This window comes from Blautia sp. DFI.6.71 (assembly GCF_020593585.1).
In the GTDB taxonomy this organism is placed as follows: domain Bacteria; phylum Bacillota; class Clostridia; order Lachnospirales; family Lachnospiraceae; genus Blautia_A; species Blautia_A wexlerae.
This window is the reverse complement of sequence record NZ_JAJDMJ010000007.1, coordinates 45,375-69,140: the sequence shown is the minus strand read 5'-3', so window position 1 is coordinate 69,140 and position 23,766 is coordinate 45,375. Positions and strand designations below refer to the sequence as shown.

At 44.3% G+C, this 23,766-nt stretch carries 21 protein-coding genes; 18 read left to right on the top strand and 3 right to left on the bottom strand.

From position 1 onward, the window contains the following. Positions 1–209: 209 nt before the first annotated feature. The 18 genes from LJE12_RS05265 (at position 210) to LJE12_RS21030 (ending at position 19,761) form a co-directional block, all read left to right on the top strand. Complete coding sequence (locus LJE12_RS05265; RefSeq protein WP_026648482.1) at positions 210–1,145, top strand: glycosyltransferase family 2 protein; 936 nt, start codon at positions 210–212, stop codon at positions 1,143–1,145. 13 nt (positions 1,146–1,158) lie between these two features. Further along, positions 1,159–1,575, top strand: a complete 417-nt coding sequence (locus LJE12_RS05260; protein WP_008703288.1) for a GtrA family protein — start codon at positions 1,159–1,161, stop codon at positions 1,573–1,575. A 24-nt stretch (positions 1,576–1,599) separates the two neighbouring features. Next, positions 1,600–2,652 (top strand): nicotinate-nucleotide--dimethylbenzimidazole phosphoribosyltransferase, encoded by a 1,053-nt coding sequence (gene cobT, locus LJE12_RS05255; RefSeq protein ID WP_173680895.1) that lies wholly within the window; start codon positions 1,600–1,602, stop codon positions 2,650–2,652. Continuing rightward, positions 2,652–3,194, top strand: a complete 543-nt coding sequence (locus tag LJE12_RS05250) for a bifunctional adenosylcobinamide kinase/adenosylcobinamide-phosphate guanylyltransferase (RefSeq protein ID WP_227226768.1) — start codon at positions 2,652–2,654, stop codon at positions 3,192–3,194. Before cobT ends, LJE12_RS05250 begins: the two co-directional genes overlap by 1 nt. A 45-nt stretch (positions 3,195–3,239) precedes the next feature. Further along, on the top strand, positions 3,240–4,016 hold the full coding sequence (locus LJE12_RS05245) for an adenosylcobinamide-GDP ribazoletransferase (protein ID WP_227226769.1): 777 nt from the start codon (positions 3,240–3,242) through the stop codon (positions 4,014–4,016). 10 nt (positions 4,017–4,026) lie between these two features. Next, positions 4,027–4,407, top strand: a complete 381-nt coding sequence (locus tag LJE12_RS05240) for a bifunctional adenosylcobinamide kinase/adenosylcobinamide-phosphate guanylyltransferase (protein ID WP_022381052.1) — start codon at positions 4,027–4,029, stop codon at positions 4,405–4,407. Continuing rightward, positions 4,400–4,999, top strand: coding sequence for a histidine phosphatase family protein (locus LJE12_RS05235; protein ID WP_227226770.1), 600 nt, complete (start codon positions 4,400–4,402; stop codon positions 4,997–4,999). The genes LJE12_RS05240 and LJE12_RS05235 overlap by 8 nt, the downstream gene beginning before the upstream one ends. A gap of 307 nt (positions 5,000–5,306) precedes the next feature. Beyond that, complete coding sequence (gene ssnA / locus LJE12_RS05230; protein WP_227226771.1) at positions 5,307–6,638, top strand: putative aminohydrolase SsnA; 1,332 nt, start codon at positions 5,307–5,309, stop codon at positions 6,636–6,638. A 113-nt stretch (positions 6,639–6,751) separates the two neighbouring features. Beyond that, positions 6,752–9,751: a putative selenate reductase subunit YgfK gene (gene ygfK, locus LJE12_RS05225; protein ID WP_227226772.1), complete on the top strand. Its 3,000-nt coding sequence runs from the start codon at positions 6,752–6,754 to the stop codon at positions 9,749–9,751. Between the two features lie 303 nt (positions 9,752–10,054). Next, complete coding sequence (gene xdh / locus LJE12_RS05220) at positions 10,055–12,637, top strand: selenium-dependent xanthine dehydrogenase (protein ID WP_173700744.1); 2,583 nt, start codon at positions 10,055–10,057, stop codon at positions 12,635–12,637. 2 nt (positions 12,638–12,639) lie between these two features. Further along, positions 12,640–13,131, top strand: a complete 492-nt coding sequence (locus tag LJE12_RS05215; protein ID WP_020993935.1) for a 4Fe-4S binding protein — start codon at positions 12,640–12,642, stop codon at positions 13,129–13,131. A gap of 339 nt (positions 13,132–13,470) precedes the next feature. After that, positions 13,471–15,744 carry a xanthine dehydrogenase subunit XdhA gene (xdhA, locus tag LJE12_RS05210; protein WP_055052750.1) on the top strand — a complete coding sequence of 758 codons (2,274 nt, stop codon included), beginning with the start codon at positions 13,471–13,473 and terminating at the stop codon, positions 15,742–15,744. Positions 15,745–15,759: 15 nt separating this feature from the next. Continuing rightward, positions 15,760–16,644, top strand: coding sequence for a xanthine dehydrogenase subunit XdhB (gene xdhB, locus LJE12_RS05205; RefSeq protein WP_227226773.1), 885 nt, complete (start codon positions 15,760–15,762; stop codon positions 16,642–16,644). After that, a complete protein-coding gene (xdhC, locus tag LJE12_RS05200; RefSeq protein ID WP_008703273.1) occupies positions 16,641–17,141 on the top strand; it encodes a xanthine dehydrogenase subunit XdhC in 501 nt (166 codons plus the stop codon). The genes xdhB and xdhC overlap by 4 nt, the downstream gene beginning before the upstream one ends. Continuing rightward, the gene (yqeB, locus tag LJE12_RS05195) at positions 17,138–18,016 is read left to right on the top strand and encodes a selenium-dependent molybdenum cofactor biosynthesis protein YqeB (protein ID WP_173680887.1); all 879 of its coding nucleotides are present in this window, start codon (positions 17,138–17,140) and stop codon (positions 18,014–18,016) included. The genes xdhC and yqeB overlap by 4 nt, the downstream gene beginning before the upstream one ends. After that, a complete protein-coding gene (gene yqeC, locus LJE12_RS05190) occupies positions 17,976–18,692 on the top strand; it encodes a selenium cofactor biosynthesis protein YqeC (RefSeq protein ID WP_062807712.1) in 717 nt (238 codons plus the stop codon). Before yqeB ends, yqeC begins: the two co-directional genes overlap by 41 nt. A 6-nt stretch (positions 18,693–18,698) precedes the next feature. Further along, positions 18,699–19,385 carry a nucleotidyltransferase family protein gene (locus tag LJE12_RS05185; protein ID WP_227226774.1) on the top strand — a complete coding sequence of 229 codons (687 nt, stop codon included), beginning with the start codon at positions 18,699–18,701 and terminating at the stop codon, positions 19,383–19,385. A gap of 175 nt (positions 19,386–19,560) precedes the next feature. After that, on the top strand, positions 19,561–19,761 hold the full coding sequence (locus LJE12_RS21030; protein ID WP_373218572.1) for a DUF6783 domain-containing protein: 201 nt from the start codon (positions 19,561–19,563) through the stop codon (positions 19,759–19,761). A 27-nt stretch (positions 19,762–19,788) separates the two neighbouring features. Here LJE12_RS21030 and arcC read toward each other — a convergent pair whose 3' ends face one another. The 3 genes from arcC to LJE12_RS05170 all read right to left on the bottom strand — a co-directional run bounded on the left by arcC (position 19,789) and on the right by LJE12_RS05170 (position 23,645). Continuing rightward, positions 19,789–20,733, bottom strand: a complete 945-nt coding sequence (gene arcC, locus LJE12_RS05180) for a carbamate kinase (RefSeq protein WP_008703267.1) — start codon at positions 20,731–20,733, stop codon at positions 19,789–19,791. Positions 20,734–20,934: 201 nt separating this feature from the next. After that, positions 20,935–22,128, bottom strand: coding sequence for a knotted carbamoyltransferase YgeW (ygeW, locus tag LJE12_RS05175; RefSeq protein WP_008703264.1), 1,194 nt, complete (start codon positions 22,126–22,128; stop codon positions 20,935–20,937). 206 nt (positions 22,129–22,334) lie between these two features. Then, the gene (locus LJE12_RS05170; RefSeq protein WP_025581111.1) at positions 22,335–23,645 is read right to left on the bottom strand and encodes a YgeY family selenium metabolism-linked hydrolase; all 1,311 of its coding nucleotides are present in this window, start codon (positions 23,643–23,645) and stop codon (positions 22,335–22,337) included. Positions 23,646–23,766 lie beyond the last annotated feature (121 nt).

Sequence of the window (23,766 nt, the reverse complement as noted above, 5' to 3'; positions counted from 1 at the left end):
ACACACTGGAGCATGCAGATTGTTGGAATGGACATTTCTGTAAATTTGTGTATAATAAAGTAGAAATAAGAATTGCGGGAGCTGTAAAGTGCTTAGGAGTAAAATAACCTTTTGCCCCTGACATTATAGAAAATATTTACAGGAGTAACAGACAGTGAATGAGAAACTAGTCTGTTGTATATGAATGAAATAAAATGAGGAATGACATCATGAGTAAATTATCAGTGGTACTTCCGGCATATAATGAGGAGCTGATGGTTGGGAAAACCTGTCGGGTGCTGGCGGAAGTTCTTACAGAAGCGAAGATTCCCTATGAGCTGGTGGTTGTAAACGATGGTTCCGGCGACCGGACATGGGAAGAGATTCAGAAGGCAGGAGAGAGGGATGCGAATGTGACAGGCGTTCTTTTTTCCAGAAATTTCGGAAAGGAAGCAGCGATTTTCGCAGGGCTTGCGCAGGCCTGTGGAGATGTGGTGGCTGTTATGGACTGTGACCTGCAGCATCCGCCGCAGACACTTATTGAGATGTACAGGCTGTGGCAGGAAGGCTATGAAGTGATCGAGGGCGTGAAGGCAGACAGAGGAAAAGAGGGCTTTTTACATAAAGAATGTGCAGGATTTTTCTATGATATCATGTCTAAGGCAACTAAGGTGAATATGAAGGATGCCTCGGATTTTAAGATGATGGACAGGAAGGCTGTGGACAGTATTCTGTCTATGCCTGAGAGGAATATGTTCTTTCGGGCTACCTCTTCCTGGGTGGGATATAAGACTACCAGCGTGGAATTTGAGGTGCAGGAGAGAGAGGCCGGCGTTTCCAAATGGTCTCCGTGGTCTTTGGTGAAATATGCGTTCACAAATATAGTGGCATTTACTACTTTTCCGCTGCAGTTTGTTACAATCACAGGAGCGATATGTTTTATCTGTTCGCTGGTACTTATGGTCTATTCGCTTGTGCAGTATTTTACAGGTTCTGCAGTGGAAGGTTATACCACCCTGCTGATGGTGCTGCTTCTGGTGGGAAGTGCCATGATGATCAGTCTTGGGATCATTGGATATTATATTTCCAAGATTTATGAAGAAGTAAAGCGCAGACCGAGATATATTATTTCAAAAGTAATTAAGAATGGAAATATACAGGACTGAGAGGATATATTTTATGAAGCAATGGATCAGAAAAATGTATGAAAGTTCCGTTATCCGCTATATTTTCTTTGGCGGATGTACCACTATGGTAAATCTGGTCAGCTTTTTCATTCTCAGAAAGCTGAAGGTGGAGCTGAATATCGCCAATATTATTTCGATCATCCTGGCGATCCTGTTTGCCTATGTGGTAAATTCGAAGTATGTTTTTCAGGATAAATGCGAGACATTGAAGGATCATGTTCAGCCATTCTGCAAATTTGTCAGTGCCAGGCTGGTCACTATGGTGATCGAGGTTGGCGGTGTATGGCTGCTTGTGTCAGTGATGGGGCTTAATGATATGATCGGGAAATTCCTGACACAGTTTATTGTGTTGATACTGAATTATGTATTCAGTAAATTTTTTGTGTTTACAACAGGGAAATCAAAATAATGAAGGAAAAGAGAGGGAAAACTCATGACTCTGGAAGAAGCTATTGCAAAGATTAAGCCATTAGATCACAATGCCATGGAGATTGCACAGAAAAGATGGGACAGTATTGCAAAACCACTGCATTCTCTTGGAAAACTGGAGACTCTTTTGATCCAGATCGCGGGAATTACAGGAAACGCAGAGGTGGATCTTTCCAGGAGAGGTCTGATCGCCATGTGCGCGGATAATGGCGTGGTAGAAGAGGGTGTGACACAGACCGGACAGGAAGTTACTGCCATCGTCGCCGAGAATTTTCTAAAATATGACACATCTGTCGGTGTGATGTGTAAGCAGAACCATGCGGAGATTTTTCCGGTGGATATGGGGATGGTGACGGACACAAAAGTCCGCACAGACCATAAAATTGCCTATGGTACACAGAATATGACCAAGGGTCCTGCCATGACAAGAGAACAGGCTGTAAAGGGGCTTGAAGCAGGCATTGACATGGTAAGGGAACTGAATGATAAGGGCTACCGGATTCTGGCAACAGGGGAAATGGGAATCGGAAATACAACCACCAGCAGTGCAGTTGCTTCTGTGTTGCTGAAACAGCCGGTGGAAGAGATGACAGGGCGTGGCGCAGGTCTGACCAGCGAGGGACTTGTGCGCAAGATCAATGCGATCAAAAAAGCCATTGCATTAAATGAACCAGATCCTGAGGATGCCATTGATGTTCTGGCAAAGGTAGGCGGTCTTGATATCGCTGGAATGGCAGGTGTCTTTCTGGGAGGTGCGGTTTATGGTATTCCTGTAGTCATGGACGGATTTATTTCCTGTGTTTCTGCGCTGATCGCCATGCGTATCTGCCCGGCTGCGAGGGATTATATTCTTGCATCCCATGTATCAAAAGAGCCTGCTGCCCATCTGATCCTTGAGAATATGGGGAAAGAGGCAATCATTCATGCGGATATGTGTCTGGGCGAGGGAACCGGAGCAGTAGCTTTATTCCCGATCCTTGATCTGGCAGCAGTGGTTTATCATTCTATGAGTACTTTTAACGATATCCACGTGGAACAGTATGAGGAGCTGAAATAATGCTGACGCTTGTGACAGGGGGAAGCGGGAGCGGAAAATCCGCTTTTGCGGAAGACAGGGTGCTTTCTTTCGGGGATGCACAGAGGATTTATATAGCGACCATGCACCCTTTTGATGAAGAGAGCCATAAAAGGATCGAGAGACACCAAAAGATGCGTGCAGGAAAAGGTTTCGAGACAGTTGAATGCTATACAGAGCTCAAAAATGTGAAACTGCCTGCCGGATGTGTGGTGCTTCTGGAATGTATGTCGAATCTGGTGGCAAATGAAATGTTTGAAGAGCAGGGAGCCCATGACCGGACAGTTTCGGAAGTTACAAAAGGGATTGAGAATCTGCTGGAACAGGCTGCTCATGTGGTGATCGTGACAAATGAGATTTTTTCAGATGCGGTTGTGTTTGACGGAGATATGGATTCTTATCTGGAATATCTGGGAAAAATCAATCAGATTGCTGCACAGAGAGCTGATGAAGTGGTGGAAGTTGTATATGGGATACCAGTCTTTCACAAATCCACAGATACCTGCAGCAATCTTTGCAAATAATACATTTGACAGGATTGACATACTATGAAAAAGAGGAATTGATCAATGAAATCTTTATGGAATAATTTTAAGGTGGCATTTGCCATGTTTTCTAAGATTCCCATGCCCCGCGCTGACTGGACAAAGGAAAATATGAAGTATATGTTCTGTTTTTTTCCGTTTATCGGAACTGTGATCGGCGGGCTGACTATGCTGGTGGCGTATCTGGGACTTCGGTTTGGGTATCAGCCGGGATTCGTGATAGCAGTGCTGGTGCTGGTACCTGTATTTGTGACAGGCGGGATCCATGTGGATGGTCTTTTGGATACTTCGGATGCCTTGAGTTCCTGGCAGGAGAGAAGCAGAAGGCTGGAGATTCTTAAGGATTCCCATGCAGGTGCTTTTGCCGTTATTACTGCGGCGGTATATTTCATTGCCTGGTACGGCGCGTACAGTCAGTTGTTTAACAGTGCAGAGAATATGAGGGCGATCGGAATTCTGAGCCTTGGATTTATGGTTTCCAGATGTCTGTCAGGAATCGGAGTTATTACCTTTCCGAAAGCAAAGGCAGACGGTACAGTTGCTGAGTTTTCCAGAAATTCTTCAGATGTGCTCTCGAGAAATGTGCTGATCGTCTATCTGGTGCTTCTGGCTGCGGGAATGATTTTGATCCGGCCTATATGGGGAAGTCTGGCTTTTGTGGGAGCTTTGCTGATTTTCTGGTATTATCATCATATTGCGATGAAGTACTTTGGCGGGACAACCGGAGATATTTCGGGATTCTTTCTTTGCATCTGTGAAGTTGGGATGGCATTGATCCTGGCGGTGGTTTCTAATTTTTGAGGAGAAGAGTATGGAAATGATAATCGGCGGTGCATATCAGGGAAAGACTGAATATGCCAGGAAACAGTATCCACAGTTAAGGTGGAGTGACGGCGGTTCTGTCACAGAGGAGGAACTGATGAATGCTCAGGGTGTGACTGGTTTTCAGCAGTATATCCGCAGTGAACTGGAGAATGGAAAGGATGTGTCAGATCTTGCGGAAAAAATCATCTGTAAGAATCCGGATATTGTCCTTGTCTCTCAGGAAGTAGGGTACGGGGTTGTACCTGTGGATGCTTTTGACAGAAAATACAGAGAGGCTGTAGGGCGTGTATGTACGAAGCTGGCAGCATACAGTCATAAGGTGACGCGCGTGATCTGCGGGATTGGAACGGTGATCAAAGATGATTAAATTATGGCTGATCAGACATGGAAAAACAGAAGGGAATAAACTTTCCAGATATATCGGCACAACGGATGAGCCGTTATGTCAGGAGGGAACAGAGTTTCTGCATAAGATGGATTATCCAAAGGTTCAGGCGGTTTATGTAAGTCCTCTGAAACGATGCGTGCAGACAGCAGAGATTCTTTTTCAGGGAGAGCCGGTACATATTATTGAAGAACTGGCAGAATGCGATTTCGGAGAATTTGAAAATAAGAACTATAAAGAGCTGGAAGCTAATCCGCACTATCAGGAATGGATTGACAGCAACGGTACTCTGCCTTTTCCGGGAGGAGAAAGCAGGGAAGGGTTTAAAAGCAGAAACCTGAGAGGATTTGATAGGGTTGTGTCCGGATGTATCCGCAGCCATGTGGTAGAGGCGGCACTTGTCATCCATGGCGGTACGATCATGAATATCATGGAAGAGTATGCAGATATACAGAAACCATTTTATGAGTGGCATGTGAGAAATGGCGGCGGCTATGAGGTGGAGCTGGATGAGAATCTCTGGAAGAATGGACGAAAACAGCTCAGGGTTAATTCTGCGATTATGGAAGGATAACTCTCCTATCTTACAAAAATTGTTGACAAACCTGAAAATTTGTCATAAAATCAGCTTCATCAGAAAACAGGAAAATCAAAAAAAGAACGAGGTTGTTCATTGTCATCAATGACTGCCTCGTTCTTTTTTTATCTGTTCACCGGAGATAGTATAAAGCCTAAAAAAAATTTGAAAAACCAAAAAGTTTTTGTAAATTCTACTTGCATTATCCGGAGAAGTATGTTACAGTATTAGTACATAATTCCTAAACAAAAGGTAAAAAGCAGTAGCGAATTGGTAGTTTTTGACAAGCAAAAGGAGGAACTATATGCTGGTAATTGGTAATGGAAGAATGATCACACAGGACGCATCCACCCCATTCCTGGAGAATGGTGCTGTAGCAATGGATGGTAACACCATAGTAATGGTGGGGGTAACTGAAGAGGTAAAGAAAGTTTATCCGGATGCTGAATTTGTTGATGCGAAGGGTGGGGTTATCATGCCGGCATTTATTAATGCCCATGAGCATATCTACAGCTCCTTCGCAAGAGGCTTAAGCATTAACGGATATAATCCTCAGGGATTTCTGGATATTCTGGATGGCTTATGGTGGACAGTTGACCGTCATCTGACACTGGAGCAGACAAAGCTTTCTGCATATGCTACATACATTGATTCTATCAAGAACGGTGTAACCACAGTGTTTGACCACCATGCAAGCTTTGGCCATATTACAGGTTCCCTCAATGCGATTGAGGAAGCTGCGAAGGATTTAGGTGTGCGTACCTGCCTCTGCTATGAGATTTCTGACCGTGACGGAATGGAGAAATCCAGAGAATCTGTAATGGAGAACGTGAATTTTATCAAGCATGCACTTGCAGACGACAGCGATATGATCGCCGGAATGATGGGTATGCATGCATCCTTTACAATCTCTGATGAGACAATGGCTCTCTGCAATGAACTGAAACCGGAAGGTGTTGGATATCACATCCATGTAGCAGAAGGCATTTACGATCTCCATCAGTGTCTGAAAGAGCATGGCAAACGTATTGTTGACCGTCTTCATGACTGGAACATCCTTGGACCGAAGACTTTGCTCGGTCACTGTATCTATGTGAATGAACATGAGATGGATCTGATTAAAGATACAGATACCATGGTTGTACATAACCCGGAATCTAACATGGGTAATGCCTGTGGATGTCCTCCGACCATGAGAATGGTACAGAAGGGAATCCTCACAGGTCTTGGTACAGACGGATATACTCATGATATGATGGAATCCTGGAAGGTTGCAAATGTTTTACACAAACACAGCCTCTGCGACCCGAACGCAGCCTGGGGAGAAGTTCCACAGATGCTTTTTGAAGGAAATGCAGAAATTGCAAACAGATACTTTAAGAAACAGCTCGGTGTCCTGAAAGAGGGTGCGGCAGCAGATGTGATCGTGATCGATTATGATCCGCTGACACCAATGAATGAAAGCAACATTAACGGACATCTGATGTTTGGTGTAAACGGAAGCATGGTCCAGACTACTGTATGTAACGGTAAAGTCCTGATGAAAGACCGCGAAGTCCTTGTATGCGACGAGGCAAAAGTTATGGCAGACTGCCGTCAGGCTGCAAAAGAACTTGCAGATGATATTAATGGTTAATCTGTAAAGAATTGTAAAGAAGATAAGTTTTCTGCCTGGCAAAAATAAATGTAAACAAAATATAGAACGGATGGAGAGAAGCCATACCGTATGAAATAATGGAGGATCGGATTATGAGTGAAGTCATGACCTGTATGCCCTTTGAACAGTTAATGAACTGGGTATTAGAAGAAAAGAAAACAAAAGGAACAGTTTTCGGACAGCACAGAGCTTATGCAGCGGAAACTGACAGGAAGCTGAATATATTTGAGAGAAATCTGGAAACACCGATCGGACCTGCTGCAGGACCGCATACACAGTTAACACAGAACATTGTTGCTTCTTACTATGCAGGCGCACGTTTCTTTGAGCTGAAAACAGTTCAGAAGATGGACGGTGCAGAGCTTGCAGCCTGTATCAACAGACCATGTATCCTTGCAGATGATGAAGGATATAACTGTGAATGGTCTACAGAGCTTTATGTTCCTCAGGCAATGGGAGAATATATTAAAGCATGGTTTATCCTGCATGTGATCGCCAAAGAATTTGATCTGGGTGCACAGGACGGATTCCAGTTCAATATTTCCGTTGGATATGATCTTGCAGGGATCAAAGAGCCAAAGGTTAATACTTTCATTGACAGTATGATGGAAGCAAAAGATACTGAAATCTTTAAAGAATGTAAACAGTGGTTATTGGACAATGTAGATAAATTTGAAAAAGTTACAAAAGAGGATATTGAGGCGATTCCGTCTGATATCTGTAATTCCGCAACAATCTCTACTCTCCATGGATGTCCTCCAAACGAGATTGAGAGCATTGCAAATCATCTGTTTAAAGAGAAACATCTGAACACATTTATCAAATGTAACCCGACTCTCCTGGGATATGAATTTGCCAGAAAGACCATGGATGACATGGGATATGATTATATGGTATTCGGTGATTTCCATTTCAAAGATGACTTACAGTACGAAGATGCGATCCCGATGTTTAAGAGACTGCAGGCACTTGCAGATGAACTGAACCTTGCGTTTGGTGTGAAGATCACCAATACATTCCCTGTAGATGTTACAAGAAATGAACTTCCAAGCGAAGAAATGTATATGTCCGGAAAATCTCTTTTCCCGTTATCCATTTCTCTTGCTGCCAGACTTTCCCGGGAATTTGACGGAAAACTCCGTATCGCTTATTCAGGCGGTGCTGATTACTATAATATCGACCGTATCGTCGGATGTAGTGTATGGCCTGTAACAGTGGCAACTACACTTCTGAAGCCGGGCGGATATCAGAGATTTACACAGATGGCAGAGAAAGTAATGGCTAACGGTGTGAAAGAATGGAAAGGTATTGATGTAGCTGCACTTGAGCAGTTGGCCGAGGATGCGAAAAAAGATGCTCACCATGTAAAGAGCATCAAACCGCTTCCTAAGAGAAAAACAGATTCAGAGGTTCCGCTCCTTGACTGCTTCTTTGCTCCATGCGAAGAAGGATGTCCGATCCACCAGGATATCACAACCTATGTGAAGCTGGCAGGAGAAGGCGATTATGTACAGGCATTAAGAGTTATCCTTGAGAAAAATGCACTTCCATTTATCACAGGTACTCTCTGTGCGCACAACTGTATGTACAAATGTACACGTAACTTCTATGAAGAACCTGTAAATATCCGCAACACTAAGCTCATCGCAGCACAAAACGGATATGATACAGTGATCGGTGAGATCAAAGCAGGCACAGCAGACGGTAAGAAAGTAGCTGTTGTAGGTGCAGGTCCTGCAGGTATTGCTTCTGCATACTTCCTTGCAAGAGCAGGTGCTTCTGTAACAGTATTTGAGAAAGAAGAGAAAGCCGGCGGCGTGATCCGTTATGTGATCCCGGGATTCCGTATCTCTGATGATGCAATCGATAAAGATGTTTCCTTCATCCAGAAGATGGGTGTGGAGATCAAAACAGGTACAGAAGTGAAATCCGTACAGGAATTAAAAGCACAGGGTTATGACGCAGTGATCGTTGCAACAGGTGCAAATAAACCGGGTACTCTGAAGCTTGAAAAGGGTGAAACCATCAATGCTCTGAAATTCTTAAGAGATTTCAAAGCAACTGACGGTAAGGTTGCGCTGGGTAAAAACGTAGTTGTGATCGGTGGCGGTAACACTGCCATGGATACTGCAAGAGCTGCGAAACGTACAGAAGGTGTAGAACATGTTTACCTGGTATACAGAAGAACCAAACGCTATATGCCAGCAGCAGAAGATGAGTTACTGGAAGTACTGGAAGAGGGCGTAGAGTTCAAAGAACTTCTTTCTCCTGTATCTCTGGAAAACGGCAAACTGCTCTGTAAGAAGATGGAACTTGGCAGCATGGATGCTTCCGGACGTGCAGGTGTAACAGAAACGGGCGAAACAGAAGAAGTTTTGGCTGATACAGTGATCGTTGCAGTTGGCGAGAAAGTTCCAACTGAGTTCTATGAAGCAAATGGTATTGCGGTCAATGAGCGTGGAAAAGCCCGCATCAATGATAAGACAATGGAGACAAGTGCAGAAGGCGTTTACGTTGTCGGTGACGGTGCAAGGGGAGCTGCTACGATCGTAGAAGCGATCCGCGACGCACAGGTTGCTGCAAAAGCAATCCTTGGACATGATATTGTAAAAGGACAGCCTGTACCGGGAACAGAAAAAGACTGTTACTCCAAAAAAGCAATACTCAAAGAAAGCAAGGACGCTGTAAACGAAAGTGAGCGCTGTCTGACCTGTAATAAAGTCTGTGAGAATTGTGTAGATGTATGTCCAAACAGAGCAAACATCTCCATCAAAGTTCCGGGAATGGCAATGAATCAGGTGATCCATGTGGATTACATGTGTAATGAATGCGGCAACTGCAAGAGCTTCTGTCCATATGCAAGTGCACCGTACAAGGATAAATTCACATTATTCGCTTCTGAGGCAGATATGGCAGACAGCACAAATGATGGATTTGCAGTGATCAATCCGGAGACAAAAGAGTGCAAGGTTCGTCTCCTTGGTCAGATTTCCGACTGCAAGGCAGATGATGCAAATGATAAGTTGTACGAAGGTCTTCGCAGACTGATCTGTGCAGTAATCGATGATTACAGCTATCTGATCATGAAATGATGATCCTACGCGATTGGTATAGTTATTTACGAAACGCTGTACTGGAGCGTGTCTGAAAACAGGAATAAAGAGCTGTAAAATAATTTTAAATTTGTAATATCAGATAACTTATAAAGAAATATTTAACGCTGTCCACAGCAGAAAAAGGCTGTGGACAGTGTTGCATATCAGGCTGAATCGCGGCCGTATGTTACTTTTGTAATAAATTCATGCGGTATCACAGGCAGATAAAAAACAGAAAGAGGTAAACTCTGGCTGACTGCCCTAATTGGCAGACGTGCGAAAAAGAAAGGAGAGTCCGATATGGCAGTATTTACAGTCAATGGACAAAAGGTCGAACCGACCGGAAATCAGAAACTACTGCGCTTTTTGAGGGATGAACTTCATCTGACTTCAGTGAAGGACGGCTGCAGTGAAGGAGCCTGCGGAGCCTGTACAGTTATAATTGACGGAAAAACATGCAAGGCATGTGTGCCGGACACAGATTTACTGGATGGCAGGACAGTGATCACAGTAGAAGGACTGACTGAATGGGAGAGGGAAGTCTATACCTACGCTTATGGAAAAGCAGGTGCTGTTCAGTGTGGATTCTGTATTCCGGGTATGGTAATGTGTACAAAGGCTCTTCTGGACGTGAACAAAGAGCCCACAGATGATGAGATTAAATATGCACTGCGCAATAACTATTGCCGCTGCACGGGCTATGTAAAAATTATGGATGCAGTAAGGTTGGCTGCGAAAGTTTTAAAGACGGGTGTGATCCCGGATGATTTGGATCCGGACTGGAATATAGGACACAGAGTATCCAGAGTGGATGTGGAGGAGAAAGTACTGGGAACCGGCAAATATCCGGATGATTTTTACTTTGACGGAATGCTGTATGGGGTGGCACTCAGAAGTAAATATCCACGTGCACGTGTACTTGAGATCGATACAGCAGCAGCAAAGGCACTTTCCGGGGTAGAAGCGGTATTAACAGCAGAGGACATTCCGGGAGAGAATAAGATCGGACATCTGAAACATGATCAGTATTCACTGATACCTATAGGGGGTCTGACACATTATCTCGGAGATGCCATTGCCGTTATTGCAGCAAAAGACAGAGAAACAGCTGAGAAAGCTAAGAAACTGATCAAAGTAAAATATGAAGTGCTGCCTCATATTCGTACAATTGAGGAAGCAGCGGCAGAGGATGCACCGAAGGTATTTGATGAAGAAGAAAATAATATCTGTGCACATAAACATATCAGCAGAGGAAATGCAGATGAAGCAATCCGTAATTCCAAATATGTGATCAGTCATCATTTTGAAACCCCATGGACAGAACATGCATTTCTTGAGCCTGAGTGCGCAGTGGCTTTGTATGATGAGGACGGAGATATTTTCGTATATTCCACAGATCAGTCTGCACACCAGACATTACATGAGTGTTCCCTGTTACTTGGAACGGACAGAGTAAAGGTACAGAATGCACTTGTAGGCGGCGGATTCGGCGGAAAGGAAGATATGACAGTACAGCATCTGGCTGCGCTGCTCACTTATGCTACTAAGAAACCGGTGAAGATGAAACTGACCAGAGCAGAATCCCTGCTGGTTCATCCGAAGCGTCATCCGTTTTATATGGATATGACCATGGGCTGCGATGAGAACGGCAATATCATGGGGGTAAAAGCGAAAGTAGCATCAGATACAGGTGCATTTGCCTCACTTGGCGGTCCTGTGCTGGAACGTGCATGTACTCATGCGGCAGGTCCCTATCATTATGAGAATTTCGAGATTGAAGGAACTGCTTATTATACCAACAATCCGCCTGCCGGAGCGTTTCGCGGGTTTGGTGTAACCCAGACCTGTTTTGCAACAGAAACCCTGCTGAATATGATGGCAGACAAAGTAGGTATCACTCCATGGGAAATCCGTTACCGCAATGCGATCCGTCCCGGTGAGACGCTTCCGAATGGTCAGATCGTAGATAATTCCACAGGTCTTGTGGAGACACTGGAAGCTGTAAAGAAGAAGTATGATGCTGCCCTGGAAGAAGGAAAACCGGTGGGAATCGGCTGCGCCATGAAGAATGCCGGTGTCGGTGTCGGTATCCCGGATACAGGCCGCGTGAAACTCGTATTTGAGAAAGATAAAAAGCTGCACATCTATTCCGGTGCTTCCTGTATCGGCCAGGGACTTGGTACAGTCCTGACACAGATGGTAGTCACCAATACAGATCTGAAGCATGAAGATATTGTATATGAGAGAAGTAATACCTGGTTCGCACCGGATTCAGGTACAACTTCCGGCTCCAGACAGACTCTGGTAACAGGAGAAGCCTGCCGCAGAGCCTGCGATAAGGTTATGGAGGACCGCAATGCAGGTAAGACCATTGATGATGTGATCGGCAAAATTTATTATGGGGAATATCTTGCAAAGACAGATCCTCTTGGCGCAAATGTGCCGAATCCTGTTTCACATGTAGCTTACGGCTATGCGACGCAGGTATGTATCCTGGATAAGAAAACAGGTAAGATTGAGGAAATGGTTGCTGCTCATGATGTGGGCAAAGCAGTCAATCCACTGTCCTGTGAAGGCCAGATCGAGGGCGGCGTAGTGATGTCCATAGGATTTGCACTGAGAGAGCGTTATCCGATCGATGAGAACTGTAAACCAATTGACAAGTATGGATCGCTTGGTCTGTTCCGCTCTCATGAGATTCCGAAAATCGATGCCATCGTTGTTGACAAACCGGGACTGAATGTAGCCTGTGGTGCCATTGGAATCGGTGAGATCACCTCTATCCCAACTGCACCTGCAATTGCAGATGCATATTTCAGATGGAATGGTGAAAGACAGTATAGTCTTCCTCTGACCGGAACACCATATGAAAGGAAGTGCTGAATATGGCAGTAAAGAAGAAATTTCCATATCGCGCGGCTGTAGTTGCATGTAATGGGGGGTGCAGATCAGCCGAAGGTGAGGCCGGCTGTGCAGATGGATGTATCGGATGTAAAGCCTGTATAGATAAATGTAAATTCGGAGCCATTTCCATCAATGAGTATGGTGTGGCGGAAGTGGATGAGGAGAAATGCATTGGCTGTGGTGCCTGCGCGAAAGTCTGCCCGCAGAAAGTGATCCATGTCCATGAGTGTGCAAACTACATTGTGGTAAAATGTTCCAATAAGAAAAAAGGTGCAGAAGCAAAGAAACAGTGTGACGTCAGCTGTATCGGCTGCGGAATCTGCGAGAAGACCTGTACAGCCGGTGCGATAAAAGTAAAAGACAGCTGTGCTGTGATCGAGGAATCCATATGTCTGAGCTGTGGTATGTGCGCAGTGAAATGCCCAAGACACGTTATCCATGATCTGCATGGAATATTGACAGAAATACGTTAAATAAATCAGGTTACTGTTCACTCTGTTCTTAGTAATACATTACAAAGGATATTCTCAGTGAACAGTAACCCAATCAGACAACTTCGTTAATAGGAAAATAATACGTAAAAATTGAATAAAAGATTGCAATTTCATATCCAAATATGCTATACTTAAATCAGAAAACAGATAACAATTATGCAAATAAAAAGTAAATTCGCCTGATGTCAGAAAAAAGGTGAAGGAAAGTAGCATGGTTCGGAGCCGGACATAAGTCCTGAGGGGAACAGACAGATACCTTGGGGTGTGTCCGGCTCCTTCTATATAATAACCAAAAATAAATACAGAGAAGGTGAAAACATGATTGGAAAGAGTGTTCCAAGAGTAGATGCCTATGACAAAGTTACAGGACGTGCAAAATTTACTGATGACCTGGTTCCTGCCAACTGTCTGGTGGCAAAAATCTATCACGCAAAGATCGGAAACGGTATCGTAAAATCAATCGATACCAGTAAAGCAGAGGCTCTGGACGGCGTAGTAAAAGTGGTTACTTTTAAAGACGTACCGAATCATTGTTATCCTACGCCGGGACATCCCTGGTCTGTGGAACTGGCACATCAGGATGTTGCAGACCGCAATATCCTTACCGGAAGAGTCCGTTATTACGGAGATGATATTGCTGCTGTAGTGGCAGAAGATGAAATCACAGCCCAGAGGGCATTGCGCCTGATCGAAGTTGAATATGAAGAATATCCGGTAGAAATCCATCCGCGTAAATCCATGTATGGAAGCAAACCGCCAATCCATCTCGACAAAAAGGATAATGTACTTGTCCGTTCCAATTACTTTATCGGAAATGTGGAAGAAGGGCTGAAGGAATCCGAAACAGTTATAAAACGCAGTTATAAAACCCCGATCGTGCAGCACTGCCACATTGAGAATCCTATTTCCTGTGCATACATGGAAAATGGCAGGATCATAGTTGTGACTTCCACTCAGATTCCGCATATTGTCCGGCGTGTGATCGGGCAGGCTCTTGGAATCCCATGGGGAAAGATCAGAGTCATTAAGCCATACATAGGTGGAGGATTCGGAAATAAGCAGGATGTACTGTATGAACCGTTAAATGCGTTTCTTACCACGCAGGTTGGCGGCAGACCGGTCAAACTCGATATAACCAGAGAGGAAACTTTCTGCAACACCAGAACCCGTCATTCTATTGAGTATGATCTGACGGCAGGTGTTGACAGTGAGGGGCATCTTCTGGCAAAGGATATGCTGGCTATTTCCAATCAGGGAGCATATGCCTCCCATGGACACGCCATAGCAGCCAATGGCCTGACTGCCTGGAGGCTGCAGTATGCATGTCCGAATATCAAAGGAGAGGCATATACTGTCTATACGAATACACCGGTAGGCGGAGCGATGCGTGGATACGGGATCCCGCAGGTATGTTTTGCAATTGAGTGCTTTATGGATGATATTGCAAAAGAGATCGGGATGGATCCTCTGGAGTTCAGAAAGAAAAATCTTATCAAAGGATATTATGAGGATGCTTACCTGAAGCCGATCGCAGCAAACACCAACGGGATTTTTGAATGTCTGGAAAAAGGTGCAGATTATATCCACTGGGAAGAAAAACGAAAAGAATATACAAACCAGACAGGTAATATCCGCAGAGGCGTCGGAATGTCACTTTTCTCCTATAAGACAGGTGTATGGCCGATTTCACTGGAAATTGCAGGTGCAAGAATGACTCTGAATCAGGACGGAAGTGTTGGACTGATGTTGGGAGCTACTGAAATCGGTCAGGGCGCTGATACGGTATTTTCCCAGATGACGGCTGAGGTTTTAAATATGGATATCAGTGATATTCATATCCAGACGGTCCAGGATACTGATGTAACACCATTTGATACCGGTGCCTATGCATCCAGACAGTCGTTTGTAACAGGAACAGTTGTTAAAGACTGCGCAAATCTTCTGAAGGAAAAGATTCTGGCTTATGCAAAAGAGCTGCTGCCTGAAGAGACAAGGAAACTGAGGCTTGATCATGGATGGATCATGGCAGGAAAGGATCCGGCAATATCTCTTGGAAATCTTGCATTGGAGAGTTATTACAGTCTTGGCAATTCTTCTGTTATTACAGCAGAGGTTTCCGAGCAGGTAAAGAAAAATACGATTGCCACAGGATGTTGCTTTGCTGAAGTGGAAGTCGATATAAAGCTTGGCAAGATCAAAATCCTTCATATCATTAATGTGCATGACAGCGGTAAGCTTATTAATCCGAAACTGGCTGAAATGCAGGTACAGGGCGGTATGTCTATGGGAATGGGATACGGTCTGTCGGAGCAGCTCATTCTGGATGAGAAAACAGGAAGACCACTGAACGGAACCCTGCTGGACTATAAACTGATGACAATGATGGATACTCCTGATATCAAGGCGGATTTTGTGGAACTTGATGATCCGATTGGACCTTTCGGAAACAAAGCACTGGGTGAACCGCCGGCAATTCCGGGTGCACCGGCAATCCGTAATGCAGTACTTCATGCAACAGGTGTAGCCTTTAATGAAAATCCTCTGACACCACAGAGACTGATCGATGGCTTTATAAGGGCCGGACTTATTTAGAGGGGAGGGGATTTTATGTACGATATTGAGAACTATTATCAGGCTGAAAGTGTAAAAGATGCTGTGAGATTACTGAATGAACATCCGGATGCCAGGATCATTTCAGGAGGAAGTGATGTGCTGATCAAAATCCGGGAGGGAAAATTTGCCGGAACTTCTCTGGTGAGTATCCATGGAATCAAAGAAATCCAGGGTGTAAAAATGGCGGATAACGGAGATATTTATATTGGTGCCGGAACTGTCTTCTCACATATAACAAATGATGCAATTATCAGGAAATATATTCCGGTTCTTGGCGAGGCTGTAGATCAGGTAGGAGGACCACAGGTACGAAATATTGGTACTATCGGTGGAAACATCTGCAACGGAGCAGTCAGTGCGGACAGTGCACCGACCGTATTTTCCCTGAACGCACTGCTGAGGCTGGAAGATGGAAAGGAAGGCCGTCTTGTACCTGTAAAAGATTTCTATCTTGGACCCGGCAGGGTGGATCTGCGGCAGGGCGAGATCCTGACCTATGTGATCATTCCTGCAAAAGAATATGAAGGGTATCATGGTCATTATATTAAGTATTCCATGCGAAATGCCATGGATATCGCAACGATCAGCTGTAGTGTGGTGAGCAAAGTAGATCAACAGGCAGGAGTGATAGAAGATGTGCGCATTACCTTTGGAGTTGCAGCTCCGGTTCCGTACCGCTGCACAAAGGCAGAAGAGGCTTTGAAGGGCATGAAGATAGAAGAAAACCTGTATGAAAAGACAGCACAGCTGATCCGGGAGGAAATCAATCCGAGAGATTCCTGGAGAGCATCCAGGGCATTTCGTCTTCAGATCGGCGGAGAAATTGCGGCACGGGCATTGAGACGTACCGTAGAACTTGCAGGAGGTGACCGCATATGAAAAAGCAGATGCAGCTTGTACGATGTACAGTAAACGGAAGAGAAGTTGAAGAATATGTAGATGTAAGGGAGTCATTGCTTGATATGCTTCGCAACCGGCTTGGACTGACTTCTGTAAAAAAGGGCTGTGAAGTAGGAGAATGTGGTGCCTGTACAGTAATCATAGACGGAGAGACTATTGACTCCTGTATTTATCTGGCAGTCTGGGCGGAGGGTAAAAATATCCGTACACTGGAAGGTCTGGAGAAAAACGGAGAACTTACCAGGATTCAGGAGGCATTTATCGAAGAAGGTGCCATACAGTGCGGTTTCTGCACTCCCGGATTTATCATGTCTGCCACTGTTTTACTGGAACGTGGAGAGAAATTATCAAGAGATGCGATTCGGAAACATATGGCAGGAAATCTCTGCCGCTGCACAGGTTATGAGAACATTGTAAATGCGGTGGAAAAAGTAATGGATGAAAATGAGACAAGAAGAGGAAAGACAGTAAGATGACAAACAGATACACAAATGTCCCAAAATCTGACAATAAACCGGAAAATGTTGTAATAATAAGAGGTGGCGGTGATCTGGCCAGCGGTACGATCCACAGATTATACCGCTGCGGCTACCGTCTTCTGGTACTGGAATGTGAGAAACCCACTGCAATCAGGCGAATGGTTTCTTTTTGCGAGGCTGTTTACGACGGGCAGTCTTCTGTGGAAGGAGTTCTCTGCAGAAAAGTTGACAGTGTAGAAGAATGCGAGGCAGTCTGGAAAGCCGGGGAGATTCCTCTTATGGTAGACACAGAAGGAACTGTCCTTAAGAAATACAGACCTGCAGCACTGATAGATGCAATTCTTGCAAAAAAGAATCTTGGAACCACCAGAGAGATGGCAGATCTAACCGTTGGTCTTGGACCGGGATTTGTGGCAGGTGAGGATGTGGATTATGTAGTGGAGACTATGAGAGGCCACAATCTTGCCAGAATCATCACAAAAGGCGCTGCTATGCCAAACACAGGAGTTCCGGGTATCATTGGAGGATTTGGAAAAGAGCGCGTGCTCCATGCTCCTGCTGCAGGGGAAATCCATTGTATCTCAAAGATTGCAGATATCGTGGAGAAGGATCAGGTCCTTGCCTGGATCGGAGATACACCTGTCAGGGCTTCTCTTACAGGAGTTTTGCGTGGCATGATCAGAGATGGATTTACAGTGCCGAAGGGGATGAAAATTGCAGATATTGATCCGCGCAAAGAACAAAAGAAAAACTGTTTCACGATTTCCGACAAAGCCCGCTGTATTGCCGGCAGTGTATTGGAAATCCTGCTTTCAGAAGGAGTGATGCCATATGAAGCACCAGGTCGATTTTCTGGAACTGCTGCAGATTGATTATGAAAAATACCCTGTGATCGCTGTAGTTGGCGGCGGCGGCAAAACCAGCCTGATCTACCGTCTTACAGATGAACTGATCGATAAGGGAAAGAGAGTGATTATTACCACGACCACCCATATGGCAGGAGAGTCTGAACTTCCGTTTGCCAGGGGCGGAGATGCAGTCAGGGTAAAAGAACTTCTGGACAAAGAAAGATATGTGATTGCTGCGGAATATGAGGAGGACACCGGTAAATATGCGTCTCTGACAGAAGAAAAACTGGAAGAACTGAGAGAATTGTGCGATGTAATGCTTGTGGAAGCGGACGGAGCAAAGCATCATCCGGTAAAAGTCCCGGAGAAATGGGAGCCTGTAATCCCCAGATGTGCGGACATTGTGATCAGTGTGATCGGGCTGGACTGTCTGGGGCAGCCAATCAGTCAGAGTGCTTACCGTATGGAACGTACCTCGGAATTTCTCAGGAAAAGTCTGGAAGCTCCGATCACTGAAGAAGATATTGTAAAGATTGCGACTTCTATCTGTGGACTTTTTAAGGATGTGGAAGAAAGAGTATACAGAGTGTATCTGAACAAGTCAGATATACTCAGAGAGAAAGAACCTGCAGAGCACATTGTTGAGGAACTGGAAAGGAAGAATACAGTAGCGGCTTACGGAAGCCTTTTGGAGGAATAAATTATTTTGAAAATTGCAATGATCATGCTGGCGGCTGGAAACAGCCGCCGTTTTGGGGCAAATAAACTGTTATATGAAATAGACGGAATACCTATGTATCGACATGTGCTGGAACAACTGGATGATACAAAGAAGAAAATAGAAAATATCTATTCGGAATATTCAGATATTACAGAGGATAATAATAATGATAATAATTCAGATAGTGTTCAGTCAAATAACCTGTACAGAAATAATATTACAGCAAAAATAATCTGTAATATTATTGTTATTACTCAATATGATGCCATTGCAGAAGCAGTGAAAACAAAGGAAATACAGGTTTTGTATAATCCCCATCCGGAAGATGGAATTTCTTCCTCTGTAAAAATCGGTCTGAATGCCAGCCTGGATGCAGATGCAGTGCTTTTTACTGTGTCTGATCAGCCCTGGCTTACCAGTGAGACAATCTGTAAACTGATCCATGTGTTTTTAAACACTCCCAAAGGAATCGCCTGTGTTTCCTGTCAGGGGAAAATGGGAAATCCATGTATTTTTGACAGGAAATATTACAATGAGCTGCTTTCTCTGGAAGGGGATAAAGGCGGTAAAAAAGTGATCATGAAACATCTGGATGATACGCAGATTTATGAGATAGAAGCAGGCAGGGAACTGGAAGATATTGATTATTATGAATCTATAGCAGTCCACTAGTACATCGTTTCGTAAATAACTATACCAATCGCGTAGGATGCGGATTCGAGTGTGCTGGTATAAAAACGCAGGCGTAGCGGGCTACGCTGAGGCTTTTAGACCTGTGCAATCGGATTCGCAGACAAGTGAGTGGTATAGTTATTTCGAAAACGATGTACTAGAGCGTGTCTGAAAAATGCTTTCCGCAAGATGTATGTCAAAATATACCGAAAAGTGGGGCGTGCAGATTGCAGGAATGATTTTCCAGACACTCTGGTCCACTCATCACAAAAAAAGTTCCGGGCAAGGTCACCGGAACTTTTTTGCGCAATTATTTCGCTATATAGCAGATATCCTGAATATGTGGCAGTTATATATATCAGTATTAAACAGCTGATATATAATAAGATATCTGCTGAACAGATTAAAGATGGATTTTGGTTCCGGTTTTTCCCTGGATACCGTCTTTGGCTTTCTGAAGTAAAGTGATCATGGCAGTTCTTCCTTCTTTGGAGCTTGCAAAATCAACGGCAGCCTGAACTTTCGGGAGCATGGAACCTGGAGCAAACTGTCCCTCATTAATATATTTCTTAGCGTCATCTACAGTGATGTCATCCAGCCATTCTTCGTTTTCCTTGCCGAAGTTTACAGCAACCTTCTCCACTGCTGTAAGAATGATAAGCATATCTGCATCCAGCTCTTTGGCCAGGAGACAGCTTGCATAATCCTTATCAATAACTGCTGATGCACCTTTGAGATGATGTCCGTTAAGAACAACGGGAATTCCGCCTCCACCGCAGCAGATAACGATTTTATTTGCATCCACAAGACTGTTGATCGCATCCTGTTCAACGATTTCAACAGGCTTTGGAGATGCAACTACACGACGATAACCACGCCCTGCGTCTTCTTTCATGATATGTCCATATGCCTTGGCCTGATGGTCTGCTTCCTCTTTTGTCAGGAATTTGCCGATCGGCTTGGATGGATTTTCAAAAGCAGGATCATTGGGATCTACACGAACCTGAGTGACAACAGTGACGACAGGTGTGCGGACAAATCCTCTGATTCGAAGTTCCTCTCTCAAAGCATTCTGCAGATCATATCCGATGTAAGCCTGACTCATGGCAACACAGACAGAGAGAGGAGTGTTTGGCTGATTCTCATCTTCTCTGGAGAGAGCAGACATGGCATTGTTGATCATGCCAACCTGTGGCCCGTTTCCATGTACAACAACAACCTGATGACCTTCTTCGATCAGATCGCATAATGCTTTTGCAGTAGTTTTTACAGCTACCATCTGTTCCGGGAGAGTATTTCCCAGAGCGTTCCCACCGAGCGCAATAACGATTCTTTTTCTTGTAAACATTTGTAAAAACCTCCTGATTTTAAAGGCAAAGAGGGCCGCCGCAATAAAGATTGTGTGCTTTCTGCGACAGCCCCGCCTGCTATACAATATGATGAGTACTATTTTTCAATATATTTAAATTCTGAAACTGCTTTCAAAATTAAATATCTGTTTGAAAGCAGCTGGAATATTACTGCAATCCAACTGTTAATCTGCGCCTGATTATTTCAGGATTCTTGGAGCTGCTTTGACTTCAAGTTTCTTCAGGATATCCTGTGGATTTTCAAATTTGGAAAGCATGATCATAGCAGCGATGATGTATGGTTTGAAGCTTGCTTCTTTGTATAACGGGATTCTGTAACGATCGAATACAGAAGCGTCAACCTCACCTGTTTCGCAGCTTACACCTGTAATATCAGCCGGCAGGCAGTGCAGGTAAAGAGCTTTTCCGTCTTTTGTTGTTTTCATAAGTTCTTCTGTGCAGGCCCAGTCTTTGTGCTGTGCATTCTGTGCAAGAAGTTCTTTCTCTAATTTATCGATTCCGTCGAAGTCGCCTTCTGCATAAAGGTCTGTACGTTTTTCCATAGCTGCAAATGGAGCCCAGCTCTTTGGATATACGATATCAGCATCTTTGAAAGCTTCAGCCATATCGTTTGTCTTTGTGAAGGATCCGCCGTTTTTCTCAGCATTCTTTTTGGCGATCTCTTCAACTTCCGGCATTACATCATATCCTTCCGGATGAGCAAGAACAACGTCCATGCCGAAACGTGTCATCAGACCGATAACGCCCTGCGGAACGGAGAGTGGTTTACCATAAGATGGAGAGTAAGCCCATGTCATAGCAATCTTTTTGCCTTTCAGATTCTCAACACCGCCGAATTCATGGATGATGTGCAGCATATCTGCCATACACTGTGTCGGATGGTCAACGTCGCACTGAAGGTTTACAAGAGTAGGTCTCTGCTCAAGGATACCGTCTTTGTTTCCTTCTGTAACAGCTTCCATGAATTCTTTCTGGTAAGCATGTCCTTTTCCGATGTACATATCATCACGGATACCGATCACATCAGCCATGAAAGACACCATGTTTGCTGTTTCACGAACAGTTTCACCATGAGCGATCTGAGATTTCTTTTCATCAAGATCCTGTACTTCCAGACCAAGAAGGTTACATGCGGAAGCAAAAGAGAAACGTGTACGTGTGGAGTTATCGCGGAAGATAGAGATTCCAAGACCGCTCTCGAATACTTTTGTGGAGATATTGTTCTCTCTCATGAAACGGAGAGCATCAGCAACTGTGAAAACAGCTTCCAGTTCATCATCTGTTTTGTCCCATGTCCAGAAGAAATCGTTGTTGTACATTTCTTTGAAGTTTAAGCTGTTTAATTTATCAATGTAATCCTGTAATGTTTTCATAAAATCAATACCTGCTATGCTTTGATAGCTTATCCTTTCCTGATATGAAATAATTGAATTTCTGCGTTTGGCAGAACACCGGTTATCCGGCTGTATCTGTTTATCTTGTGTCCCTGCCTGTTACAGCAGGGATTCTGTCCGGACACATATTAAGCCTTTAGGATGATAGGAAATCCGTCGCCTAAAAAAATTTGAAAATTTATTTATTATTTGCAGTATGCAGTTGGAAGAGCAGCGTATACAGCAGCGCATCTTACAAGGTCGATCTTCCATGTTTTTTCGTTCGGAGCATGAGCCTGTGCTTCTGCACCAGGTCCGAATCCGATACAAGGAATGCTGTTACGTCCCATGATTGTTACACCGTTAGTAGAGAATGTCCATTTGTCTGTAAGCGGACGAGCTTTTCTCATGCCTTCTGTCTCAGCATTTCCGAGACGCTCTTCGCCGTACAGTCCTTTATATGCTTCTTCCAGAGCCTGTGTTACTTTGTGATCTTTCGGGATTACCCATGTCGGGAAGTAGCACTCGATCGGATATACAAGGTCTGTATAGGACGGACGGTTGTATTCATACATGGATACTGTTACGTCGTCGCCATATTTCTGTACAGCCGGAAGAGCACGGATCTCATCCAGGCAGCTTTCCCATGTTTCGCCTGCTGTCATACGACGGTCAAGAGATACAGAGCAGGAGTCAGCTACTGCACAGCGGCTTGGGGATGTGAAGAAGATTTCGGAAGTAGTAACAGTGCCACGTCCAAGGAAACGTGCTTCTTCCCATTCAGGGTTGTATTTCTCATCAAGCATTTTTACAAGACCTTTGATCTCTGTGGTATCAGCAGCATCGTTTTCGTTTAATGCGCGGATATCCTGGAGAATATCAGCCATTTTGTAGATTGCATTGTCACCACGTTCCGGAGCGGAACCATGGCAGGAAACACCCTTTACATCTACGCGGATTTCCATACGTCCACGCTGTCCTCTGTAGATACCGCCGTCTGTTGGTTCTGTGGAAACAACGAATTCAGGACGAACACCATCTTCATGGATGATGTACTGCCAGCAGAGACCGTCACAGTCTTCTTCCTGTACAGTACCTGTCACAAGTACCTGATATTTATCGTTTAAAAGACCAAGGTCTTTCATGATCTTAGCACCGTATACTGCAGAAACAATACCGCCCATCTGGTCAGATGTTCCACGTCCGCCGATTTCTTCATCAGATTCGAAACCTTCGTATGGATCAAATTCCCAGTTCTTGATATTACCGATACCGACTGTATCAATATGAGCGTCAAAACCAATGAGAGTTTTACCTGTTCCCATGTAGCCGAGGATATTGCCCATCGGATCGATCTGAACTTTGTCGAATCCGACTTTTTCCATTTCCTCTTTGATTCTCATGATATGTCCTTTTTCTCCGCAGCTTTCGCCAGGAATGCGAACCAGATCGCGAAGGAACTTAGTCATATCATCCTTATAACCCATTGCAGCTTCGTTGATTTTTGCGTAATCCATTTTTTTACCCTCCCAATATGTATAAAATATTATGATGTTAGGGTCAAAAGGTATTTTGCCCCTAATCTGATATCATATTATTAGTTACTGGTATATCATTTTCGAGATAACCATACCACTT

Bases quoted from the DNA above. Each gene is read 5' to 3' on its own strand.
- LJE12_RS05265 (WP_026648482.1), top strand. From the start codon at position 210: ATGAGTAAATTATCAGTGGTACTTCCGGCATATAATGAGGAGCTGATG.
- LJE12_RS05260 (WP_008703288.1), top strand. From the start codon at position 1,159: ATGAAGCAATGGATCAGAAAAATGTATGAAAGTTCCGTTATCCGCTAT.
- cobT (WP_173680895.1), top strand. From the start codon at position 1,600: ATGACTCTGGAAGAAGCTATTGCAAAGATTAAGCCATTAGATCACAAT.
- LJE12_RS05250 (WP_227226768.1), top strand. From the start codon at position 2,652: ATGCTGACGCTTGTGACAGGGGGAAGCGGGAGCGGAAAATCCGCTTTT.
- LJE12_RS05245 (WP_227226769.1), top strand. From the start codon at position 3,240: ATGAAATCTTTATGGAATAATTTTAAGGTGGCATTTGCCATGTTTTCT.
- LJE12_RS05240 (WP_022381052.1), top strand. From the start codon at position 4,027: ATGGAAATGATAATCGGCGGTGCATATCAGGGAAAGACTGAATATGCC.
- LJE12_RS05235 (WP_227226770.1), top strand. From the start codon at position 4,400: ATGATTAAATTATGGCTGATCAGACATGGAAAAACAGAAGGGAATAAA.
- ssnA (WP_227226771.1), top strand. From the start codon at position 5,307: ATGCTGGTAATTGGTAATGGAAGAATGATCACACAGGACGCATCCACC.
- ygfK (WP_227226772.1), top strand. From the start codon at position 6,752: ATGAGTGAAGTCATGACCTGTATGCCCTTTGAACAGTTAATGAACTGG.
- xdh (WP_173700744.1), top strand. From the start codon at position 10,055: ATGGCAGTATTTACAGTCAATGGACAAAAGGTCGAACCGACCGGAAAT.
- LJE12_RS05215 (WP_020993935.1), top strand. From the start codon at position 12,640: ATGGCAGTAAAGAAGAAATTTCCATATCGCGCGGCTGTAGTTGCATGT.
- xdhA (WP_055052750.1), top strand. From the start codon at position 13,471: ATGATTGGAAAGAGTGTTCCAAGAGTAGATGCCTATGACAAAGTTACA.
- xdhB (WP_227226773.1), top strand. From the start codon at position 15,760: ATGTACGATATTGAGAACTATTATCAGGCTGAAAGTGTAAAAGATGCT.
- xdhC (WP_008703273.1), top strand. From the start codon at position 16,641: ATGAAAAAGCAGATGCAGCTTGTACGATGTACAGTAAACGGAAGAGAA.
- yqeB (WP_173680887.1), top strand. From the start codon at position 17,138: ATGACAAACAGATACACAAATGTCCCAAAATCTGACAATAAACCGGAA.
- yqeC (WP_062807712.1), top strand. From the start codon at position 17,976: ATGAAGCACCAGGTCGATTTTCTGGAACTGCTGCAGATTGATTATGAA.
- LJE12_RS21030 (WP_373218572.1), top strand. From the start codon at position 19,561: ATGCTTTCCGCAAGATGTATGTCAAAATATACCGAAAAGTGGGGCGTG.
- arcC (WP_008703267.1), bottom strand. From the start codon at position 20,733: ATGTTTACAAGAAAAAGAATCGTTATTGCGCTCGGTGGGAACGCTCTG.
- ygeW (WP_008703264.1), bottom strand. From the start codon at position 22,128: ATGAAAACATTACAGGATTACATTGATAAATTAAACAGCTTAAACTTC.
- LJE12_RS05170 (WP_025581111.1), bottom strand. From the start codon at position 23,645: ATGGATTACGCAAAAATCAACGAAGCTGCAATGGGTTATAAGGATGAT.